Here is a 22,070-nt window from a genome sequence, read left to right as displayed (position 1 = left end):
GTTTATTTTGCAGCTAAATCACAGACCTGCTTTTATGACAAAAGCAGAGGTTATTTTTGCTTCACTTTTAGTAAGTTTTTTTGATGGAATGCATATCTTCTTTTGAGCGTATCAGTCGATTGCGCTTCAGGGATAATAGATAGAGTCATAAACTTATCTTCACTGAACTCAGGCCAAGAAGGTAAATCCTCGCCGTTAGGATCGCCAAATTTGATAAAATTGGCAAAATATTGCTGCATCAGTTTTGATACTTGGTAGTCTGCTTCCTGCCACAGATATAGCTTATTCACATCTAAATTACCCAGAGCGTATTCAATTTCTGCGGAGTGAGTAGCGCCTCGTGGGGGGATTTTGGGTGTTTCTTTTTCTATGTTTGCGGGACGAATATGCTCATAACGATAGTAAAAACTGGGTTTGCCACTAGACTGGGTAACAGTGTCCATCCAATGATAAGTGCCATAACTGATAAACCTATCAGAAGCTAAATCTTGCGCAGCATCCATCACTTGTTCGATGTTTTTTGCTGGATATAAATTAAAAACCTGTTCATGGCTATCGGGATATAGCCGCTGCAGTGCTTCTGTGTAGTGAGTTATTGTGGGTTTGTTTTCGCCTAAAATATCATGGTAACTCGCTTCCTGAGAATTTACCCCAGCCAATAAAGGCACCTGAGAAAACTGCTTTTTGGCAAATAGTTCTTGGGGAGATATAGGTAAAAAGTAGTTGTCGATTGTCGGTTTGAACCAAGTGATACCAGCATCATTTGCCAAACTCAATAATTGTGTTGCTGGTATTTTTCGTAACTCACTTAATTTAGCCTTATCGCTTGCTATCGCATTGACCAGCGCTTGTCCTTTTTTGTATGCTTCGGCTAAAGGTACAGCCATGAGTGGTGGCCCAAGAATTGCTCCACTTTCACCTATAGCGCCAGCAATAAGGTTTCTTGATAAAGGCGAGGCCATGAGTGCACTGACAGCAACTGAACCTGCCGATTCTCCCGCGATAGTAATCCGTGAAGGGTCTCCACCAAAGGCCGCAATGTTTTTAACCACCCAGTTTAACGCTGCTACTTGATCTAAGAAGGTATAATTACCACTGCCTGCATATGACGTTTCAGCGGATAATAACGGGTGTGCCATTAATCCAAATAAACCTAAGCGATAGTTAGCGGTAATCACCACTATGTCTTTGTGCGCCATACTGGCACCATCGTAACGACGCTCAGAACCATCCCCAGCAACAAATCCACCACCATAAAAATACAATAAAACAGGGCGCTTTTGGTTTTGCATTTTACTAGGAGCCCAAACGTTCAAATACAAACAATCTTCACTCATACCCGAAGAGCGAAATTTCATATCATCATAGATAAGGTTTTGCATACACTGCGGACCGAACTCAGTGGCCTGCCTTGTTTCTTGCCAAGGTGCAACCGGCTGTGGTGCCTTCCAACGCAACTCATCTACAGGAGGCGCAGCAAAAGGGATGCCCTTAAATGATACAACCTTGTTTGAGTCAGCGCCTGTTCCAACCAATGCGCCTGAGGATATATTAACTTTTGTTTCGGCAAATAACTGGCCATGTGCCATTACACAAAAACACATCATGGTTAGTAGTTGTTTTTTACTGAACATTTTAGGCAACCTTTAATAAATGCTGTTGGCCCAAGATTAAGCAGGCGGGTATTCTCAATAAATCTAATATCGTTAAATTCGGCTCAAATGTACATTTATTTGTTAGAAGAGTGGGTTTGAATAATAAATTTAGGTTTTAAAACTAAAAAACCCCGAACATTGCTGTTCAGGGCTTCTAGAATAATGGTGCCCAGACTCGGAATCGAACCAAGGACACGAGGATTTTCAATCCTTGACAGAGGGTGTCAAATGATAGGGCGCTTATAAATAAAGGGCTGTAAGCGAATTGGTTTGTAACAAAAGTGTGACGCAGGCAAATAATCGTCACACATGAAACACTATGATGTAGCAAGCTTAATCACACTCTTTGTATCAATATATTAAAGGATTATGAAATGAATGATGCTTGATTTTAGCGATCAAAAGTAAAGTGATATTACATCTAAATACTTAGCTTCTTGCTCGATTTAACACAAACAAGGTGTATAAGTAGTTATTAAAATAATAACTAGAAATTGAAATTTATAAGTGATATTTTGATTTGTAAGTGGATTTCGAAAGTTGTAAGTGAAATCTGGAAATATAAGTGAAAATGTGAACGGCTGGGAAAGCTGGGAAATGAGCATATCCCTATAAAACTCAATATGCATCATCTCACTTTAAAAATAAAGCTCCTTACTCAAATAAAATATAAATATGAATCCAGTCGGCTATACATTTCTCAATCAACACTACAACTTACTTCTACCCAAGTTAGGTTTAGAAGTATATCAAGATATGGACTCTGACGTAGAGAAGACTGTTACATATGGTGCCTCTAAACGACTCGTCTTACCTAAATCCCGAAAAAATTTATCAACACCATACGAAAATATGCTGGCCGCAATAAAGTATCAAGGTATTCGCTTACATTTTTTTGCAGCAATATTTAAAGTCGTAGACGAAAAAGAACTGACAGCATTTATCGCTGACAAACCCATGGCGCAGTTAAACCGCGTTATTTGGTATTTGTATGAATGGCTCACAAATAAACGCCTAGACTTGTCAGCGCTTACATCTGGTAATTATGTTCAACTGTTCGATGATAGATTCTATTTTACGCTTACTGAAGGCGTCCGAGACAAACGAACTAGAGTTGTAAACAACGCTATCGGAACAAAGGATTTTTGCCCAACTGTTCGTAAAACACCAGAAATCGTTAAGCTTTCCGAAACGGACGTATATCAAACAGCCTATGAAGAAGTACAAAGGTTAGGTAAGACTATTTCGGCAGATGTTATCGGCCGTTCTATAAACTATTTATATACAAAAGAAACCCGTTCTTCTACGGAAATTGAAAATGAAAAGCCTGACAAAAAAAGGATGCAACGGTTTCTCAATGCCATTAAAAACGCAGGGTTATTTGAGTTATCAAAAGATAAACTGATTGATATTCAAAACCAAATTGTTGCTGAAAATGTGCGTGCCTCAGACTACAGAACAATAGAGATTTATGTTGGTACTACCATTCAAAAATACGGAATTGTGGATGAAGACGTTCATTATGTAGGCGCTAAAGCTGAACAGCTAGAAAGCATGATGAGCGGTTTGCTCAGAACACACGACAATCTTATGCTCGATGGTAAAATTCCTTCGTTAATTCATGCAGCCGTTATATCTTTCGCTGAAGTTTACATACACCCATTTGATGATGGTAATGGCAGAATACATCGTTATCTCATCCATGATGTTATGAAGCAAAGAGAGCCTGCTCATAAATTCATTATTCCTATTTCAGCCGCAATTTTAAAGAATACAGAAAGGTACGACGAGGTTCTTGAATCGATTTCTAAGCCAATTATGGCGATGCTAGACTGGGAACTAGACGCAGAAAATGGCAATGGAATTATTATTAATAATGATATCGACTACATGTATCGTTTTCCTGATTACACAGAACATGTGAAATTTGTCTACGAGATGATGAACTTTGCAATCTCAAACGATCTGATTGAAGAAATATGCTTGCTATTAGTTTTCGACATCATCAAAAAATCAATGGATCAAATTGAAGATATTCCTAACATGAAATTAGACACTCTAGTGTCAATAATTGTTAGTGGTGGCGGAACAGTCTCAAAAAGAAAAAGAGCGATGTTTCTTCAGTATTTAGATGAAGAACAACTCATCGAAATCGAACAAAAATCTATTAAAATTATTTCTGAAATCCAAGAGAAATTTGACATTAATATTCAAAATTTAGTGATTAAGACAGATTAGCGCCGTTGTACAATTATCAATTCCATGGACAGTCATGTTAGTGGCTTTTGCACTTGCTCCCGGCAATGGCAAACTCATTTAACATCCGTGTTAAATGCCCTACTAAATTCACCTGATAAATGGCGAGCCTTGAGTCGAGAGAAAGTCAAAAGCATGCGCCTTGCTTATTTTAATATAAAAACAATTAATTACATGGACAGCCATGTTAGTGCCAAAACTGTTTTCGGCTAAGTTGATTCTCTTGCCTTCTTACTATGGCTGTCCTGTTAATTATTTTTGTATTTTTGCCCATGTTCAGCCATGTGTTCCAAAATGGAACATGTGCTTTCTCTATCTAATTCCCCAGACTTAAATATATTCCCAAGGTGCTTAGTGATAGCAGGCCTTTTAGTATCGAACAAATCTGCCATTTGCTGTTGTGTAAGCCAAACGCTTTCATCTTTGACAGTCGCATCTAACTCTAAAGCGCCATTATCACTTTGATATATTTGTAGTTCGTCCATTACTTTGCATATACATAACCGATAATCATAATAGTACCTTACGCAATCTGAACAATATTGAAAAGGCTTGATTTCTATCTCGTCAAAACGGGAAAATTATTGCTATAAAAGTTTCTGAAGTTGCAGGTGTGTAACAAAAGCTAGGGCGACGGTACTAAGTGACACAGGTCACAGAGATTGTAACCGCCCCCTAAGTCTTTGGCTAAATATGTCTACCTGCACTCATTTGCCAAACTATCAGCTCAGCGTAACGAAGCATCACCGAGTCTTTTTGACCCAGCTCATAAATCGTTGTATCTGATTCTTTTTTATCCTTAAAATATATGACTTGGTGAAGTTCTCTTTTCCCTGTCATAACCCGATATCCTTCTATTAACTGTCCATCATCGTCGAACGTTTTTATATTTTCTTTAAGCATGATAACTCTCCAAATTATTAATATGAGATTTGAGCTTATTGGTTCTGAAAACGCAGGTTTAGGGTAAAGAGATACTTTTTTAAATGACGAAAAAAAGATCCTTATTTGTTGCACATAAAAATTTGATTAGTGGTGCGGCTGTAAAGGGAAACTCGCCTTTTGATTCCTTCGCATTTTTCCTCAGATAAATCGTTAACAATACTCAGGCAGTTGCAGAGATCGAATTATCATGCCTTCGTAATTCGTCTTTTGGGAAATTAATGCTCTGACGAGCACCGCTATCCTTAGCTTTTTTCAAACGAAATCCCTTTCGTCCGACTTACTTTTTGCCTACAGCAACAAAAAGTAAGCAAAAAATGCCGCTCGAGGGCAATGCTCTTCTTCCAATTATCAGGCAAATTTAGCAGGTCGTTTGCATTTGCTCCCGGCAATGGCAAACTCATTTAACATCCGTGTTAAATGCCCTACTAAATTCACCTGATAATTGGCGAGCCTTGAGTCGAGAGAAAGTCAAAAGCAAGCGCCTTGCCTATTTTAATATAAAAAGGAGTCTGAATTTGTATTGCCCACTAAAAATAAAATGATTTCTAATTACATGGACAGCCATGTTAGTGCCAAAACTGTTTTCGGCTAAGTTGATTCTCTTGCCTTCTTACTATGGCTGTCCTGCTAATTGTCTATATAAAAAGCGATCCGACTTTTATCGCACTGTTGACAACGGCTGACTTATGGGTGACACCTCAGGTCTTTAATGTGTATTTATGCAGTGCATAAGTGACAAAACGTTTATATTTCAATTGAATTAAAAATCTCTTGCAGCTTACTTTTGTAGGCCCTCAGTATGTCGTTATGCCTATCTGAGTTTTCATCAATTATATCCCTATTCTTAAAGACTTCTTGGAAGATAACTTTAGCATCGGAGTTGTAAACCAGTACTTCAACGTCAGAGTCAAAGTTAAAACTAGTGTTAAAGTGCATATCAGTGCTGAAATACCACTCCTTGATTTTCATTATTACCCATTTATTTACGTTGCCATCCTTCATATCTTTTTTAATAAAATCGGTATCTGGATATCTGTTAAGGTCTCTGACTTTAAATTCACCGCCAGCATTTTTGATACCATCCACCACTCTAGCCTGAATAAACTCTGCAAGAGTGTCGTTTTTACGAGGGTCTTTTGGATCAGTAATATCTTTGATGGTTTTGCTTACTGGTATGCCAAAAGAAACCCGATAAACACCAATGAAGCTATTAGGTTTTCTTTTTTTCTGTATCCTTTCCCTTTGATCAAGAACAGAAAAATAAACTGGTTCCTTATGAGTTTTATTTAAGCTAGGGATTTGTTTTTCATATGGGGTGTAAGAAGTGCAACCTGTTATTAGCGCCGCAATAAATAATGTGATTATTTTTGTCATGCTTTCCATCCTTAAATAGCTTTTTGAGTGAGCATTACGGCATTAAAATAATTATTTATCAACTCTGTTCACAATTGTCGCTTATTTTAAATTAATTACGCTGCCATCCTTTCAAAGAGATAATCATTAACCTTCATAATCGAATTACTGATTAAGCGCGCTGCTGATTCTTAAATAATATATTAAGCCTTGGCTAATCTATGAGGCCAGACACTTTGATTCAATAAATCGACTTTTTTGCCTGCTCATAGCCGGTTTCCTGCTTGCTTTATATGCATGAAGAGGTAGCTTTATTTTCTTTGTCGGCAAAGCCGATGCTTTTGACGTTTTCTCGACTATATGTTCGCCAATCATCTATTCACTTTTGTAGTGCAATCGCCATGGATACCAATCGAAAATCCGCAATGGATTGCGGTGAACGAAGTGAATGCTGCTATCTCAGAAACTAAAAAACCCCGAACATTGCTGTTCAGGGCTTCTAGAATAATGGTGCCCAGACTCGGAATCGAACCAAGGACACGAGGATTTTCAATCCTCTGCTCTACCAACTGAGCTATCTGGGCATCAACTTAACAAGAGTTTGTCTTTAAAGACTGCGTCCGTTTCGCTGAGGGTGCGTATTAAACGGATTTAGGGCTTTTAAGTCAACCCCTTTTTATAGAAAGTTAGTTAAATTTTGCAGATTGTTGATAGATTGCGCAAAATCTCTACTAAAACAGCTAAGTTGGGGTTAACTGTTGCTTTAAAGTCTGATTGTTTTAGCTTTTTGGTGGTACGTAACCTTCGATATCAGGTTCTTTACCTTCGAATAAATAACCTTTCATTTGGGTTTCTAGAAATGTTCTAGCGGTTGGCTCCATCATGTTGAGTTTATTTTCGTTGATCAGCATGGTTTGTTTCTTTTGCCAATCGGTCCATGCTTCTTTGCAAATATTGTCGAAAATCTTCTTACCAAGCTCACCAGGATAAAGTTGAAAATCCAGACCATCTGCTTCTTTTTGTAGGCGCTGACAAAATACTGTTCTGCTCATAATGTTCTAATCAAACCGGTTAATTAAAATGATGTATTGATTGTACTAAATAGTTTCTTAGTTGGCGCGGCTAATCCAACATTTTGTGGTTCTGTTAAGTCGTACCACATTTGGGTGTCTTCCATTACTTGGCCAATGGGTTGTTGTTTTAAGTGCAGAACAACAGGTTGAATGTCTAAATGAAAATGGCTGAAGGTGTGCCGAAAAGGGCTGAGTGTTTGTTGCTGGATATCGTTAAACCCTAGGCTAGCGGCCCGTTCAACAATTTGTTGTGCATGTTCAACTTCGTGGAATCCCCATAGTCCACCCCATAATCCTGATGGTGGGCGTTTGTATATCAACAGCTGTTTTTGCCACATGGGGATTAGCATAATAGTAGAGCGTATTGGGATCGTCTTTTTGGGTTTTTTATGTGGCAACTCAGTTTGCCTTCCTTGCACAAAGGCTAAGCAGTCTGTGTGTAGGGGGCAGATGTCACATTGTGGCTTGCTGCGGGTGCAGAGTGTTGCACCCATGTCCATCATGGCTTGAGTGTAGTCTGCCGTTCTGTTTTTAGGAGTTAAACTATCAGCGTACTGCCATAAATCAGTTTCGACTTTTTTATTGCCAGGCCAACCTTCAACAGCAAAATAACGGGCTAAAACACGTTTAACATTACCATCGAGAATACTGTGGTGCTGACCACAGGCCAGAGATAAAATAGCAGCAGCAGTCGAGCGACCAATGCCAGGCAAGGCTATTAGTTGTTCTATCTGTTCGGGGAATGCCCCTTGATGTTCATCTCTAATAATTTGCGCTGCTTTTTGCAAATTCCTAGCGCGGGCGTAATAGCCTAAACCAGTCCAATGGTGTAGCACTTCATCTTGAGGTGCGTTGGCTAAACTTAATACATCAGGAAAACGCTGCATAAATGCTTGGTAATAGGGGATAACCGTTTTTACCTGAGTCTGTTGTAACATTATTTCAGATACCCAAACTGTGTAGGGCGTTTTATTTAGCTGCCAAGGCAAGTTTTTTCTACCATTAAGGTCGAACCAAGTTAAAACTCTTTGACTGAAGGATTGATTAGTAGATTTAATATTATTTTGCACCCTGTAAGGATCTGTTGTTCTTAGGTAATTCTTTTTGCAGAACGGTATAATACCTCAACAAACTTGAAATAGTTCACTTGAGAATCGATTGCCAAATAATACAACTTACCTAATTGACCAACCTGTAGTCTTTTTTCCTGGCACATTGTGTGATGAAAGGATTTTTAATTCATGTTGGCAGCATCTAGATATTCCCATGCGAGCTTTTGTTCCTTTGCAGTGGGCTGAAGATTTAGCGCAAATGAAAATGTTAAGCACAGACCGTTTAGCTTATTTTGAGCAACCTGTGCATTTGGTAGGGTATTCCATGGGAGGATACATTGCTGCGCTGACTGCTATAGAAAACAAAAACAGAATTGCATCTCTAACGCTTATTGGCAGCGCATGTGACGAATTACCTAAGGATGAAATTCAGCAAAGGCAACAATTGCTTAAGTTGATTAAAAATAAACAATACACTGGCATGACTGAAAAGCGTTTAAAGCATTTTTTTCATAACAGCCATCATCAGCATAGTGAATATTTGAATATCGTAAAACAAATGGAGCAGGATCTAGGCGCTGCGGTTTTGGCTGCACAAATTGCTGCAACTCAACCAAGAACAAACTTGCTGCCATCCTTAGCTAAATGTGCTTTTCCTATTCATTTAGTCAGTGGCGAAGAAGATAACTTTGTGGATAAATCAACCATGCTTGCCATGCATAAACAACTAACTAATAGTGATATGACGTTAATTGAAAACGCTGGGCATATGTTGCCAATAGAGCAATCTAGACAGTTAGCTGAATATTTAGCGTCAAAAATTGCATAAACTAGGCAGTCTGCCTTGCAATCAGACTGTGTCGCTGGATAATGCGCCACATTAAGCATGGACATGTAACCAGTAATTTTTTTGAGATGAGATCCCAATATGAGTCAGTTTAAATCTGAACAAGAAGCCGCCGAATCAGGGGTGTATATTCGCAAAATTCAGAGTTTTGTAAAAAGAGAAGGGCGCTTAACTACAGGTCAAGCAAAATCCATTGAGCAAAACTGGCCGACCATGGGCTTAGAGCATAAAAGTGGTTTGCAAAATTTTGCTGAAACCTTTGGGCGAGTAGCACCTGTAGTGTTAGAAATTGGTTTTGGCATGGGCAAGTCTTTGGTAGAGATGGCTGTAAATGAGCCAGATAAGGATTTTGTTGGTATAGAAGTTCACCGCCCAGGTGTGGGCACTTGTTTAAGCGAAGCGGCTGAGCATAATGTGCATAATTTGCGAGTTTATGAGCATGATGCAGTGGAAGTATTCGCTGATTGTATCGCAGATAATAGTCTGGCTAGAGTGCAATTATTTTTCCCCGACCCTTGGCATAAAAAACGTCATCACAAAAGGCGTATAGTGCAGCCTGATTTTGTGCAAAAGCTAAAAAACAAGTTAGCCATTGGTGGAGTATTTCATATGGCTACTGATTGGGAAGAGTATGCTGTGCATATGTTAGCTGTTATGTCAGAAGCTGAAGGTTTTAAAAATCAATCAGAGACTCATGATTATGTGCCTAGACCAGAGCAACGACCGCTTACTAAATTTGAACAGCGTGGCCATAGATTAGGTCACGGTGTATGGGACTTAATGTTTGAGAGGGTATCTTGATGCTGTCTGCTTCTAGTCAATTATTGATGCGCAGTGAAAATACCTTCGCACAAGGAAAATGGTTACTGGTAAACCCTACCGATAGCCAAATCGCTACACAACTAAATAATCCTGACATTAAAGTGTTTCACCAATATTTTGATATCTATCAGCAAAGTTGTGCGGCCGGAAAATCGGCGCAACATACCTTTGCTGCTGCTTACCCTACTGATGAAAAATTTGTTGGTGCAGTGATTTACATGCCTAAGTCTAAAGATCAGGCGAAAATGTTAATTGCCAATGTTGCAGCTTGTCTTGATGAAAATGCCAGTCTTTTACTGGTGGGTGAAAATAAAAGCGGTGTCAAAAGTGCTGCTAAAATTCTCGAGACTATTAGTTCTCAAGTGAATAAAGTCGATTCAGCCCGTCATTGTGCGTTATTTGGTGCACAAATAGATAAACCAGTAAAACCTTTTGAGCTCAGTAAATGGCAGAGTGAAATTGAGATTTCTGTTGCTGGTTTAGATTATAAAATATGCTCTCTACCGGGAGTATTTAATCATGGCGCCGTTGATCTAGGTACAAGAGTGTTGCTAGATAACTTACCTGATATAAAAACGGGACGACTATTAGACTTTGGTTGTGGTGCAGGTGTGATTGGTTGTTATCTTGGCTTGAAAAGTCCAGAAAGTGAAGTGGTTATGAGCGACGTCAGTGCTTTAGCCGTGTACTGCTCAAAAGAAAGTGCCAAGCTGAATAATCTCGACATTCGGGTGATCGCATCTAACGGTTTGATGGATGTGCAAGGTAAGTTCTCTGCTATTTATACTAACCCGCCTTTTCATACCGGTATTCAGACTGATTATTCTGTTACTGAAGGTTTTATTGCCCAGCTCAAAACATTCCTTGCTAAAGGTGGTTCCCTGACATTAGTGGCAAATAAATTTTTGCGTTATTCTGAGTTACTTGAACAGCGTTTCAGCGCTGTGGGTCTTATTGCTCAAACCACTAAATTTAGTCTTTATCAGTGTTCCCGCATTAAATAGAAAAAGGTAGCAGCTCGAATGAAAATATTGTTTGTTGTGTCTGAAGTAGAAGATTTGGTTAAAACAGGTGGCTTAGCCGATGTTGGTAAAGCTTTGCCATTGGCATTGGCAAAGCTGGGTCACGACGTGACAATAGTGATGCCCTACTACAAACAGCTAGCGGATAAATTTAACGCCGCTGACTGTTGCGACAGACAAACCTTATATTCGGGTCAAAAGCCCTATGAGTTTGCTATTAAAAGTTTAAGCTTAGAGGGCTTGCAAGTATTAGCTGTGGACTTTCCCGAGTATTTTGACCGTAAGGGTCTGTATTCTGACGATTATCATGCTTATCCAGATAACGCGGAACGTTTTGCATTTTTTGCAAGTGCCGCATTACAAGCCGCAAAAGCAGTAGGTTTTCAGCCTGATATAGTGCATTGCAATGACTGGCACACTGCACTCACACCTTATTTTGTCAGCATTGACGACTCTGGTTTTTTTGCTCAGGCAAAAACCATTTTCACTATACATAATGGCGCTTATCAAGGTACCCATAGGTTTAGTGATATTGCCTTTCTACAACCCCATTATCAACTGCACAGTCAACTGGATGGCGATGCCTTAAATTTTGTACGTATGGGTATTCGTTACGCCAACAAAATTAATGCAGTTAGTCCGAACTATGCGCAAGAGCTACTCACGCCTTTAGGTTCACATCACCTATTTGATGAATTCCAAAATCGGCGCAGTGACGTATCGGGCATTTTAAATGGTTGTGACTATAGTCAGTGGGATCCTATTAATGATCCACATATTGCAAAAACCTATCATTGTGATGATTTATCCGGTAAAAAAGACTGCAAAGTGGCGTTACAAAAAGAGTTAAAGTTTCCTAAAAAAATGCGCGTACCTATTATTGGAATGGTGTGTCGTCTAACAGAGCAAAAGGGTTTTGGCTTTATTTTGCCTATGTTAGAAAAACTGCTGCAACATGATGTACAAGTCGCCATTATTGGTACCGGAGACCCCGAAATTAGCCAGCTTTTACGAGAAGTTGCAGATAAATATCCACAAAAATTGGTGTTTGTTGAAGATTTTAGTGTACAAAAAGCTCACATGATTGAAGCCGGTAGTGATTTCTTTTTAATGCCTTCTTTGTTTGAGCCTTGTGGCTTGAATCAAATGTACAGTTTGGCATATGGTACTTTACCCATTGTCAGAGCTGTGGGTGGGCTTACCGACACAGTGATAGATTTAGCAGAAGATCCAAGCAATGCCACTGGATTTATATTTAAACAACCCGATAGCAGCGCATTGTTATCATGTATAGAGCGTGCATTGCTGTTTTACCATGAAGCCCCTAAGTTATTTGTGCAAACACAACAGCGAGCGATGCAAAGCCGCTTTACTTGGGAAACGGCTGCACAAGAATATCAAGCACTATATCTAAGTTAGAGATAATGATGAATTACAGGATTGTTGTTTTTTGTTGTTTATTGTTGCTTGGATTGACAGCAAATGCCTACGCATTGCCATCTAAATGTTTGCAGGCTCCAGAAAGGCAAAATGTGTGTCCACATCTTATTTATAAAAAGGCTGCTTTAACGGTAGCATCATTGGATGTAAAGATGGGTGAGGTGATTTGTATCTGTTTAAGCGATCTTAACGCTTTGCGCAATGCTGTAACGAGCAAAGTTGAGCGGATAGATCAACAAGTCACGCTGCAACGTATTGCAGAAAAACACCAGTTGAGTGAGCAAGATATCTTCACTTTAATCAGACACTAGTTGTGTGAATGAAATCTAGTAAATTCAGTCTACTAGTTTCAATTCGAAGGTTTTTGTATCAATATCATTAATGACAAGTCCTCAGTCCAAGGAGTGCGTAAAAGTAATATGGCCTCAGACACTAAATTTTTATCAATTAAAAGCCTGATAATTTGGGTCGTTATGGGTATCACTACTTTGTCATTGATATTGTCTTCAGGTGTCAATTTATATAGTCAAATTAGTACTTATAGACAATCGCTACAAGACAATTTGGTGATTTTTGCTGAGGTTATTGGACGTGATTCAGTTGAGTCCTTGCTTCAAGATGAAGGTTTGCTTGAAGAGAAAAATCTGAAGATATTAGCCGCTTCAAAATTGATTGAAAATGTACACATTTATAAAATTTTAGATGATGAAAACATCGCTTTTTTTGCCAGTTACAATAAAGAAGGTATCGCTCCCGTAAAAGCTAAATTTGATCAGGTAGAACAATTATTTCAACCTAAAATGGCTGCTGGGGTAGTAGAAATTATTCGCCCTATTCGAAGTGAAAATCAAGTTGTGGGTTACCTTTATCTGCGCGCATCAGAAGATGAATTACAAAACCTAACCGCCAACTCAATCTTGCTCACTATAAGTGTGTTGGTTGTGTGTTTGCTGATCTGTTTTTTACTTACGTTAAAACTCCAAAGAGCCATTACAGCACCCATCAACGTTTTGGTTAAACTTGTGCAGCGAATATCTCGCCAAAAAGACTTTTCAAGTAGAGCTGAATTAAATGGTATTAAAGAACTAGATATATTGGGTGAAGCATTTAATAACATGTTGCAGCGAACCCAAGAACATATGATGCGGCAGACTGCAGCTGAAACAGAGCAAGCTAAATTAAATGCCAGTTTAGAAGAAAAGGTTAAACAGCGCACCAATGCCTTAAAAGAAGCGAATAGCGAGTTAATCCAAACTCTAGAGAAGCTACATCAGTTTCAGCGGCAAATAGTTCAAAATGAAAAAATGGCTTCTTTAGGAGATATGGTAGCTGGGGTTGCTCATGAAGTTAATACTCCAATTGGACTAGGTGTGACGGCATCTACCATGATGTTAGATAGACTGTCCGATATGCGTAAAGCTTTTGAAGACAAAACTCTCAAAGCCAGTTCTTTGTCGAAGTTCATTGCTGAGGGCGAAGAAAACCTTAATATCATATATCGCAATCTGAATCGGGCAGCAGAGCTAATTTCAAGCTTTAAACAAGTTGCTGTTGATCAGTCCTCGGAAAATAATCGCGTTTTCTCTTTTTCTAAGTTGATGGACGAAATATTAATGTCGATGCGACCTAAGTTAAAAAAGGTAAAACATCAGATAAACGTGAATTGTGCAGATAATTTAGTGGTTGAATCTAAAGCTGGGCCAATTAATCAGATTATGATTAATTTAATTATGAATTCTATTATTCATGGTTTTGAGGACATGGATAAAGGCCAAATAGATATTACTATTGAGTCTGTTGATGACACTAAAGTCAGTATAGAATTTAAAGATAATGGCAAAGGAATTCCTGAGCATTTACGCAAACGTATTTTTGATCCTTTTGTCACCACCAAACGTGGTCAGGGGGGCAGTGGCCTAGGTATGCACTTGGTTTACAATTTAGTGACACAAGCCTTAAACGGCTCAATATCTATTGTTAGTGAAGAGGGGCAGGGCATTCAATTTAAAATTTTGTTCCCTGTGAAAAAGGTTAATACCGACAAAGTTCATGTTGGTTCTTTTATGTGACTCTAATCCACCCTGACAGCCTCTGTAAGTGGAAATAACTGGAGAATTGTTAGGAACGAGCAGCATAAATGCATAAATATTATTTATAAAATCAATTTATGCTAGATAAAACCCTGATTTTTCGATATTTTCTGATAAACTTTTACATAAATTCCTAACCAGGGCTGAAACATGCAGACTCCTAACGTATTAATTGTTGAAGATGAAGTGGTCACACGTACCACCCTTAAAAGCTTATTCGAAGCAGAAGGGTACAATGTATTTGAAGCCGAACATGGCGAACAGATGCATGACATCTTCGAAAACAACACCATCAACCTGGTCATCATGGATATCAATTTACCTGGCAAAAATGGCTTGCTGCTGGCGCGCGAAGTGCGTGGTCGTAAGAATGTTGGTTTGATATTTTTAACTGGCAGAGACAATGATGTAGACCGAATTTTAGGTCTAGAAATTGGTGCTGATGACTACCTGACTAAACCTTTCAATCCTCGTGAATTGACTATACGTGCTCGTAACTTATTGGCACGCACTACTAACAGTAGTGAAGATGATGACCTACCAAGCCGTGTAAACTTTAACGGTTGGATATTAGACGGCGATAGCCGTAGTTTGATTTCTCCTAGTAGCAAAGAATTTCGTTTACCACGTAGTGAGTTTAGAGCGTTACATTTGTTTTTGAACAACCCAGGTAAAATTCTAACTCGTGAACAACTGATTATGGAAATGACTGGCCGCGAATTACGCCCTAATGACCGCACAGTTGACGTGACTATCCGTAGGATCCGAAAACATTTTGAATCAGAAATTAACGCCGATGATTTGATTGTGACTATTCACGGTGAAGGTTATCGTTTCTGCGGCACTGTAGATTCATAGAATCTCTTTTAGTTAATTAATTTATAAAGCTCCTACGGGAGCTTTTTTATTGCCTTAAACAATCCTTAAGCTTTACTTAAGGTTCGGTGCCTAATATGGCTATACATTATTTAGAAGGTAAATATTTTGCGTCAATTCCGATTAAGTCTGTTGTTTTTTATTCTCAGCTTAGCTCCGCTCTCTATAAGTTTTGCACAGCAGAGCGAAGCTCCTGACTTTGCAATCACTCATGAGCAGTTGCCCGAAAAATTATCTGCTTTAAAAGGGCAGGTTGTTTACCTCGATTTTTGGGCGAGTTGGTGCAAACCCTGTCGTAAATCCTTTCCTTGGATGAACCAAATGCATCAGAAGTATGCTGGGCAAGGTTTACAGATTATTGCCATCAATTTAGATACTGAGAAAGCGTTGGCAAAAACTTTTTTAGAAAAAGTACCTGCACAAATGCCGATAGTTTATGACCCTGAAGGCAAGATCGCCAGCGACTACCAATTAATAGGTATGCCCAGCAGTTATCTAATTGATAAAACGGGAAAAATTCGTTTTTCACATAAAGGTTTTTTCACCCGTAGCGAACCTTTATACGAACAAGAATTAGTTTTACTGCTTAACGAATAGAATCCATTACCTAGAAGAATCCATTAACCAATAAGAAGTCGTTAACTAATAAGAAGTCATTAACCAATAAGAAGTCATTAACTAATAAAGAGAAGCAGTTATGTTAAGAAAAGCACAAATTATGCTCGCATTTTTAATCAGTACCCAGCTTGTTGGTTGTGCCAATCTTGGCGTGCAACCTTGGGAGCGCGATCTATTAGCCAAAGAAGAAATGGCTTTGGACGCAGAAGGTAACGACCTTGGTTTAGATGACCATATTTATTTTAGTAAAGAAGCGACTAGTGGTGGCCGTGCGTTTGCTGGTGGAGGTTGTGGATGCAATTAATATCGAAAAACAATGTAACAGGAAAAACAAAAAAAGTAGCTAACGTAAATACCGCACTTGCAGCCGCGACGTGCGCGCTGCTAGGCACAACTCCATTGGTGCAAGCTGATGAAGGCGTGTGGGAAATGGATACTGCTTTGTTGTACTACGGTGAAACAGACAGAGTCACAGCAGTTGAAGGTGTATTTTCAGCTAAAAAAGATTTTGGAGATGAACACATTTTCTCTGGAAAACTTGTTCTTGATACGCTAACAGGTGCGTCAGCGTCAGGCGCTGTTTCTCAACCAAACGCACAAACATTCACGCGACCTTCAGGCAAAGGACAATATGTCATAGGTGCGGGTGAAATACCCTTAGACGACACATTTAAGGATACCCGTGTACAACTAGAAGCCCAATGGACACAACCTCTTTGGGATGACATGCGTGGTAGTACTGGTGTGCATTTATCAAAAGAGTATGACTACCTATCTATTTCAGTTAATGGTTCACTTGCTAAAGATTTTAATCAGAAAAACACTACAGTATCGGCTGGATTATCACTAGCTTTTGACACTATAGATCCCGAAGGTGGGCGCCCAGTAGCTTTTTCTGAAATGGTGATCGATCAAGGTCAATTCGCTAATGAACAAGCCTATCAAGCTGCTTTTGATGCCACAAGACAAGAAGATACAGACGATAAAAGCACTGTAGATTTGATGTTAGGCGTCACACAAGTCATCAATCGACGAATGTTGATGCAATTTAATTATGGCTACGCTAAGTCTGATGGCTATCATACCGACCCCTTTAAGGTTTTGAGTGTAGTTAATGACCAAGGGTTAACTCAATCGTTAGTACATGAAGACAGGCCAACAGAGCGCACCCGGCACAGTTTCTATTGGCAAACTAAGTATGCTTTGGATAGTGGTGTTGCCGATATTTCCTATCGATACGCTACTGATGACTGGGACATCAATTCCCATACTATTGATTCAAGATTGCGGTTTAATTTGACTGACAATACTTATATTCAGCCACATTTTAGGTATTACCAACAAGCAGCAGCGGAGTTCTATCAACCATTTTTACTGGAAGGTACAACGTTGCCTAGCTTTGCTAGCGCAGACTATCGTTTAGGTGAAATGACCGCTTATACACTTGGCCTAAAATATGGAATGAAAATGCCTAGTGGCAACGAATGGGCATTTAGATTGGAATATTATCAACAAGATCCTAAAAACGCCGGTTTCGAAGCGCCTGGTGTATTGCAGCAGCTCGACTTATACCCCAGCGTGAAAGCGGTGATTGCACAAGTTAGTTATAGCTTCTAATCTAGTGTTTTTATCTTAAGGGCTGCCTTTGTCAGTTAGCGATTTTACAATAGAACAAAAAAGCGACCATTTTATTGGTCGCTTTTCTGCAATGGCCAGCCCTTGCGAGCTGCTGATTGAAACCCAAGACTCGATGCTTGCCAATCACCTAACGTCACTCGCTTATTCAGAAGCTAAACGTATCGAACTAAAATTCAGTCGTTATTTGCCGAGCAATCCTATGGCCAAAATTAATCAAAGTCAGGGTAATCCGGTAAATATTGACGGAGAAATTTTTCGCCTACTGGAATTTGCTAATAGTTGCTTTGAGCTAAGTGAGGGCATGTTTGATATTACCTCTGGTGTATTACGCAAGGCATGGAAATTTGATGGTTCAGATAGACTACCTACTCCCGAAATGGTGAAGAAATTAATGCCCTATATCGGTTGGGCAAAAGTAAAATATGATCAGTCATCAATCACTTTACCCAAAGGTATGGAATTGGATTTTGGTGGCATAGGTAAAGAATACGCCGTCGACTGTGTTGCTAAGTTATGCGCTGAGTATGCTGCAACCACATCAGTAGTAGTGAATTTTGGCGGTGATATTCAAGTGACAAGAGCACGACACAACAAACAGCCATGGTATATAGGTATTGAAAGCCCTGAAAATGCAGAAGCGACCAAGGTGTTAAAAATCATAAGTGGTGGATTAGCGACTAGTGGTGATGCAAGGCGTTATCTATTAAAAGACGGTAAACGTTATAGTCATATACTTGATCCTGAAACAGGATATCCAATTGAAGATGCCGCAAGATCGGTGACCATTGCAGCCCCCTATTGTATTCAAGCAGGATTATTAGCGACTTTAGCCTTATTGCAAGGTGCCAATGCAGAAACGTTTTTGCAGGAGCAAGATATAAAGTTTTGGTGTTATCGATAGAGTGCTGATAGGCACTGAAGGCTTAATGAGCCGTTTATAGAAGAATAGTGATTGTCTAAATGAACGAGGAACTGTCGTTCGATTTATCTCAGTCGAATGACTGCTTTGCCCAAGATAGCTGCCAGTCGCGTTTGGCTCTTTCAATTGGAACTTTGAGCGATCAACCGCCTGTCAGTAATGACGCCTTCAATGGCAAGTTTACTGAGAAAGCAGTCGCTGACATCCTCCCATATATTATCCGTCATTCCCGCGAAGGCGGGAACCTCCAACAACATCTGTGGATGGTAATAAAGTATCTTATTTCCAAAGTTAAAATTGATTGAAATACACTAATATCATACTGTTTTTAAACGATTAAAATTGGCTGCACGGTAAATGTTAGTGGGTTCCCTCCTCCGAGGGAATGACGTGTAATATCTTCAATATCTGCGCCGTCAGCGAGGTGTAATATCTTAAAAAACCTCACCGTCTGTAATCTGCTATAACCGCTAAGTCGGACAGCGAGCTATGTCTGTCGGGTATTGGCACAAACTTCACCATCAGGCTTAACGCTCGACCGTCCGGTATCGAAGCGGCCTGTCACCCCAGCCCTTCTCAACTTATGCAAATGGGATAAAACATTAATTCCTGATTCATAGGCCTATGATCGCTTTGACAAATTTGCTCTACAAAAGTTAAGGAAGCCGATCTTGAATTACTCAAACCATCATGGAGGATGGCGCGAAGCGTGCTTTCTTCGTCCTCCTAACAAAGCTGGTTATGCCTCATTTATATTAAATCACTGATCTTGTACAGGATGTTCCGCCTAACTATGTTTAGGTAATGATATACCTTGTCTAACATTACCAAGGCGAGCCTAGTATTTAACTTCGATAAAGTGTCTTAATCAAATGATAACCAAACTGGGTTTTCACTGGACCATGTACTGTCAGTATTTCCTTTTTAAACACCACATTATCAAAGGCTTTGACCATAGTACCTGGACTAAACTCACCTAAGTCACCACCTTTTTTTCCTGTTGGACAAATAGAGTGCTTTTTTGCTAATTGATGAAAGTTACCGCCTTTATCGAGTTGGCTTTTGAGTTTTTCGGCTAGGGCTTTGTCTTTGACTAAAATATGGCAGGCGCAGGCTTTCATTTTGTCTTTCTCAGTGAATTTTTAACGGTAAATCAGTTTGCTGAGGATAACATTTAGCAAGCTTTAAGTGGGCACAAAAAAAGGAAAAGAGCCTAAGCTCTTTTCCTTTTTGGTTTGCTTTTAGTTTATTACTTGATAAACAGCATTTCTTGATACTTAGGCAATGGCCATAAGTCATCTGATACCATTAGCTCTAGGGCGTCTGCATGAGAACGCACTTCTAACATAAGCGGACATAAAACATCTGCACAATGGTTCATATGCGCTTCTGTGCTGGCAAAGTCTGCAAGACTTAAAGCATCTTTAAGTTTGCTAACCGCAGCCATCATGGCGTCGGTTTCAGAGGCAATTTCATCAATGCTATTATGGCTGATGGTAATGTTCAGTTTGCTAAGATTAGTCGCTGTGCTGGAAAGGCTGTCTAGATATTCAATGGTGGCTGGATATATTCTAGTATTGGCCATGCCGACAACTAATTTTGCTTCCATCTCTATAGTCAGAATGTATTGTTCTGAATAAACCTCAAATCTACTCGCAAGCTCTGCAGGTGAGAATACGCCAGTTGATTCAAACAGTTTTATTATCGATTCTTCTTTAAAGGCAGGCAAGGCATCAGCGCTAGTAGGAATGTTCTTCAGACCACGTTTTTCTACTGCCTCTTGGTGCCATTCGCTAGAATACCCATCACCACCAAATATCACATTACCATGTAGTTCCATTAACTCTTGCAATACAGTGATAACAGCAGCCGTTTGGTCTTCACCTTTGGCCATTACCGCTTCGAGTTTGTCGGCTATCCAATTGAGTGAATCGGCTAACATGGTATTCATGGCTACTAATGGGCCTGATACCGACTGCGATGAACCTACCGCTCTAAATTCAAAACGATTGCCAGTAAAGGCAAATGGTGAGGTACGGTTACGGTCGCCGGGATCACGTTCAAATTGGAGAATTTGTGATAGGCCAAGATCCATCAAGCCGCCCTTGGCTTTTTCTAACAATTTGCCTTCTTTAATATCGTTAAACACACTTTCTAATTGGGTACCCAAGTAGACAGATAAAATAGCTGGTGGCGCTTCGTTTGCACCAAGACGGTGATCATTTGCAGCTGACGCGATCACTGCTCTTAAAAGTGGACCATATTTGTGTACGCCACGAATAACTGCGCCACAGAATAATAAGAAGTTTAGGTTGGAGTGAGGAGTGCTACCTGGATCGAGTAAATTACCTTGAGTGGCGTTACCGACCGACCAATTAACGTGTTTACCTGAACCATTAACTCCAGCAAAAGGTTTTTCATGTAATAAACATAAAAAACCATGCTCTTTAGCGGTGCTTTTCATAAGTGTCATCAACAGTTGTTGATGATCTGCTGCAACATTGGCAGCTTCATAATATGGAGCGATTTCAAATTGCCCAGGTGCCACTTCGTTATGATGAGTTTTGGCTGGAATACCTAAGCGGTAGAGTTTGTCTTCGAAATCTTGCATGAAAACTTGTACGCGAGCTGGGATTGCACCGAAATAGTGATCATCAAATTGTTGACCTTTAGCAGGTGGTGCACCAAATAAGGTGCGCCCTGCTAATAATAAATCTGGACGAGCGTTGGCAAAATGTTCATCTACTAGGAAGTATTCTTGCTCAGCACCACAACTGGAATTTAGGGTGGCAATCTCTGTCTCACCCATAAGAGACAATACTTTTTGTGCTGCTTTGTCCATGGCTTTATTTGATCGAAGCAACGGTATTTTTTTATCTAAGGCTTCACCAGTCCACGACATAAACACACTGGGGATCATTAATGTCGCGCCGTTAGCAGTGTGCATGACATAGGCTGGGCTGGTTGGATCCCAAGCCGTATAACCTCGCGCTGCATTGGTCATGCGTAAGCTGCCATTTGGGAAAGAAGAACCATCAGGCTCACCCTTAATTAACAAGCTGCCGGTGAACTCGGTAATGGCCCCGCCGTCTGAATTAGTGATGATAAAGCCATCGTGTTTTTCAGCAGTAATATTGGTCATAGGGTAAAAAATATGAGAGAAGAACTTTACCCCTTTGCCTATCGCCCAATCTTTCATGGCAGCGGCAACAATATCCGCTGTTGCTGAATCTAATGTAGCGCCTGTTTGAACGGTTTTTTTAATCGCTTTAAATGCATTTTTTGATAATGCTTCTTCCATGGCTGTTAGGCTAAATACGTCTGTTGCCCAAATCTTGGTCAATGGTTCAGGCATTTTGCACGATTTTGGTGCGCGATTAGTGATTTCAGTTATTGCATTTTTACGAGGTGTCATTCCACTCATATCTTATCCTTCGCTTATTTTTAAAGGGGCTTCAGGGATT

20 protein-coding genes and 1 tRNA gene are annotated in these 22,070 nt (G+C 39.7%); 12 read left to right on the top strand and 9 right to left on the bottom strand.

What is annotated here, in order from left to right:
* Positions 1–50: 50 nt before the first annotated feature.
* Positions 51–1,634, bottom strand: coding sequence for a carboxylesterase/lipase family protein (locus GARC_RS23710; protein ID WP_007625355.1), 1,584 nt, complete (start codon positions 1,632–1,634; stop codon positions 51–53).
* Between the two features lie 696 nt (positions 1,635–2,330).
* Between GARC_RS23710 and GARC_RS23705 the strand changes: the two genes are divergently transcribed.
* Positions 2,331–3,893, top strand: coding sequence for a Fic family protein (locus GARC_RS23705; protein ID WP_007625354.1), 1,563 nt, complete (start codon positions 2,331–2,333; stop codon positions 3,891–3,893).
* Positions 3,894–4,159: 266 nt separating this feature from the next.
* Here GARC_RS23705 and GARC_RS23700 read toward each other — a convergent pair whose 3' ends face one another.
* From GARC_RS23700 to mutY, 6 genes are all read right to left on the bottom strand, one after another.
* A complete protein-coding gene (locus tag GARC_RS23700) occupies positions 4,160–4,396 on the bottom strand; it encodes a hypothetical protein (RefSeq protein ID WP_007625352.1) in 237 nt (78 codons plus the stop codon).
* Positions 4,397–4,598: 202 nt separating this feature from the next.
* Positions 4,599–4,814 (bottom strand): hypothetical protein, encoded by a 216-nt coding sequence (locus tag GARC_RS23695; protein ID WP_007625351.1) that lies wholly within the window; start codon positions 4,812–4,814, stop codon positions 4,599–4,601.
* A 786-nt stretch (positions 4,815–5,600) separates the two neighbouring features.
* A complete protein-coding gene (locus tag GARC_RS23690; protein ID WP_007625350.1) occupies positions 5,601–6,230 on the bottom strand; it encodes a hypothetical protein in 630 nt (209 codons plus the stop codon).
* Positions 6,231–6,717: 487 nt separating this feature from the next.
* Positions 6,718–6,793: transfer RNA gene (locus GARC_RS23685), tRNA-Phe, on the bottom strand.
* 195 nt (positions 6,794–6,988) lie between these two features.
* The gene (locus GARC_RS23680; protein ID WP_007625349.1) at positions 6,989–7,261 is read right to left on the bottom strand and encodes an oxidative damage protection protein; all 273 of its coding nucleotides are present in this window, start codon (positions 7,259–7,261) and stop codon (positions 6,989–6,991) included.
* A 23-nt stretch (positions 7,262–7,284) separates the two neighbouring features.
* Positions 7,285–8,340, bottom strand: coding sequence for an A/G-specific adenine glycosylase (gene mutY, locus GARC_RS23675; protein ID WP_052151571.1), 1,056 nt, complete (start codon positions 8,338–8,340; stop codon positions 7,285–7,287).
* A gap of 100 nt (positions 8,341–8,440) precedes the next feature.
* Between mutY and GARC_RS23670 the strand changes: the two genes are divergently transcribed.
* The 11 genes from GARC_RS23670 (at position 8,441) to GARC_RS23620 (ending at position 18,588) form a co-directional block, all read left to right on the top strand.
* Positions 8,441–9,163 (top strand): alpha/beta fold hydrolase, encoded by a 723-nt coding sequence (locus GARC_RS23670; RefSeq protein ID WP_039990392.1) that lies wholly within the window; start codon positions 8,441–8,443, stop codon positions 9,161–9,163.
* A gap of 99 nt (positions 9,164–9,262) precedes the next feature.
* A complete protein-coding gene (trmB, locus tag GARC_RS23665; RefSeq protein ID WP_007625343.1) occupies positions 9,263–9,982 on the top strand; it encodes a tRNA (guanosine(46)-N7)-methyltransferase TrmB in 720 nt (239 codons plus the stop codon).
* The gene (locus GARC_RS23660; RefSeq protein WP_007625341.1) at positions 9,982–11,007 is read left to right on the top strand and encodes a methyltransferase; all 1,026 of its coding nucleotides are present in this window, start codon (positions 9,982–9,984) and stop codon (positions 11,005–11,007) included. Before trmB ends, GARC_RS23660 begins: the two co-directional genes overlap by 1 nt.
* Before the next feature lie 18 nt (positions 11,008–11,025).
* Positions 11,026–12,444 carry a glycogen synthase GlgA gene (gene glgA / locus GARC_RS23655; RefSeq protein ID WP_007625339.1) on the top strand — a complete coding sequence of 473 codons (1,419 nt, stop codon included), beginning with the start codon at positions 11,026–11,028 and terminating at the stop codon, positions 12,442–12,444.
* A 5-nt stretch (positions 12,445–12,449) separates the two neighbouring features.
* The gene (locus tag GARC_RS23650) at positions 12,450–12,776 is read left to right on the top strand and encodes a hypothetical protein (protein WP_226989302.1); all 327 of its coding nucleotides are present in this window, start codon (positions 12,450–12,452) and stop codon (positions 12,774–12,776) included.
* A 108-nt stretch (positions 12,777–12,884) separates the two neighbouring features.
* A complete protein-coding gene (locus GARC_RS23645; protein WP_007625335.1) occupies positions 12,885–14,534 on the top strand; it encodes an ATP-binding protein in 1,650 nt (549 codons plus the stop codon).
* 171 nt (positions 14,535–14,705) lie between these two features.
* The gene (gene arcA, locus GARC_RS23640; protein ID WP_007625333.1) at positions 14,706–15,413 is read left to right on the top strand and encodes a two-component system response regulator ArcA; all 708 of its coding nucleotides are present in this window, start codon (positions 14,706–14,708) and stop codon (positions 15,411–15,413) included.
* A gap of 126 nt (positions 15,414–15,539) precedes the next feature.
* Positions 15,540–16,028 carry a TlpA disulfide reductase family protein gene (locus GARC_RS23635; RefSeq protein ID WP_007625331.1) on the top strand — a complete coding sequence of 163 codons (489 nt, stop codon included), beginning with the start codon at positions 15,540–15,542 and terminating at the stop codon, positions 16,026–16,028.
* Positions 16,029–16,128: 100 nt separating this feature from the next.
* Positions 16,129–16,353 carry a DUF4266 domain-containing protein gene (locus GARC_RS23630; RefSeq protein ID WP_007625329.1) on the top strand — a complete coding sequence of 75 codons (225 nt, stop codon included), beginning with the start codon at positions 16,129–16,131 and terminating at the stop codon, positions 16,351–16,353.
* Complete coding sequence (locus GARC_RS23625; RefSeq protein ID WP_007625327.1) at positions 16,344–17,666, top strand: DUF3570 domain-containing protein; 1,323 nt, start codon at positions 16,344–16,346, stop codon at positions 17,664–17,666. The genes GARC_RS23630 and GARC_RS23625 overlap by 10 nt, the downstream gene beginning before the upstream one ends.
* A gap of 28 nt (positions 17,667–17,694) precedes the next feature.
* Positions 17,695–18,588 (top strand): FAD:protein FMN transferase, encoded by an 894-nt coding sequence (locus tag GARC_RS23620; protein WP_007625325.1) that lies wholly within the window; start codon positions 17,695–17,697, stop codon positions 18,586–18,588.
* Positions 18,589–19,451: 863 nt separating this feature from the next.
* On the opposite strand, the gene GARC_RS23610 is transcribed toward GARC_RS23620, so the two are convergent.
* Both GARC_RS23610 and GARC_RS23605 read right to left on the bottom strand, forming a co-directional pair.
* Positions 19,452–19,727 (bottom strand): peptidylprolyl isomerase, encoded by a 276-nt coding sequence (locus tag GARC_RS23610; RefSeq protein WP_007625323.1) that lies wholly within the window; start codon positions 19,725–19,727, stop codon positions 19,452–19,454.
* Between the two features lie 128 nt (positions 19,728–19,855).
* A complete protein-coding gene (locus GARC_RS23605; protein WP_007625321.1) occupies positions 19,856–22,030 on the bottom strand; it encodes a glutamine synthetase III family protein in 2,175 nt (724 codons plus the stop codon).
* Positions 22,031–22,070 lie beyond the last annotated feature (40 nt).

It is taken from the genome of Paraglaciecola arctica BSs20135 (genome assembly GCF_000314995.1).
GTDB classification, from domain to species: domain Bacteria; phylum Pseudomonadota; class Gammaproteobacteria; order Enterobacterales; family Alteromonadaceae; genus Paraglaciecola; species Paraglaciecola arctica.
This window is presented reverse-complemented; position numbering and strand designations above follow the sequence as displayed.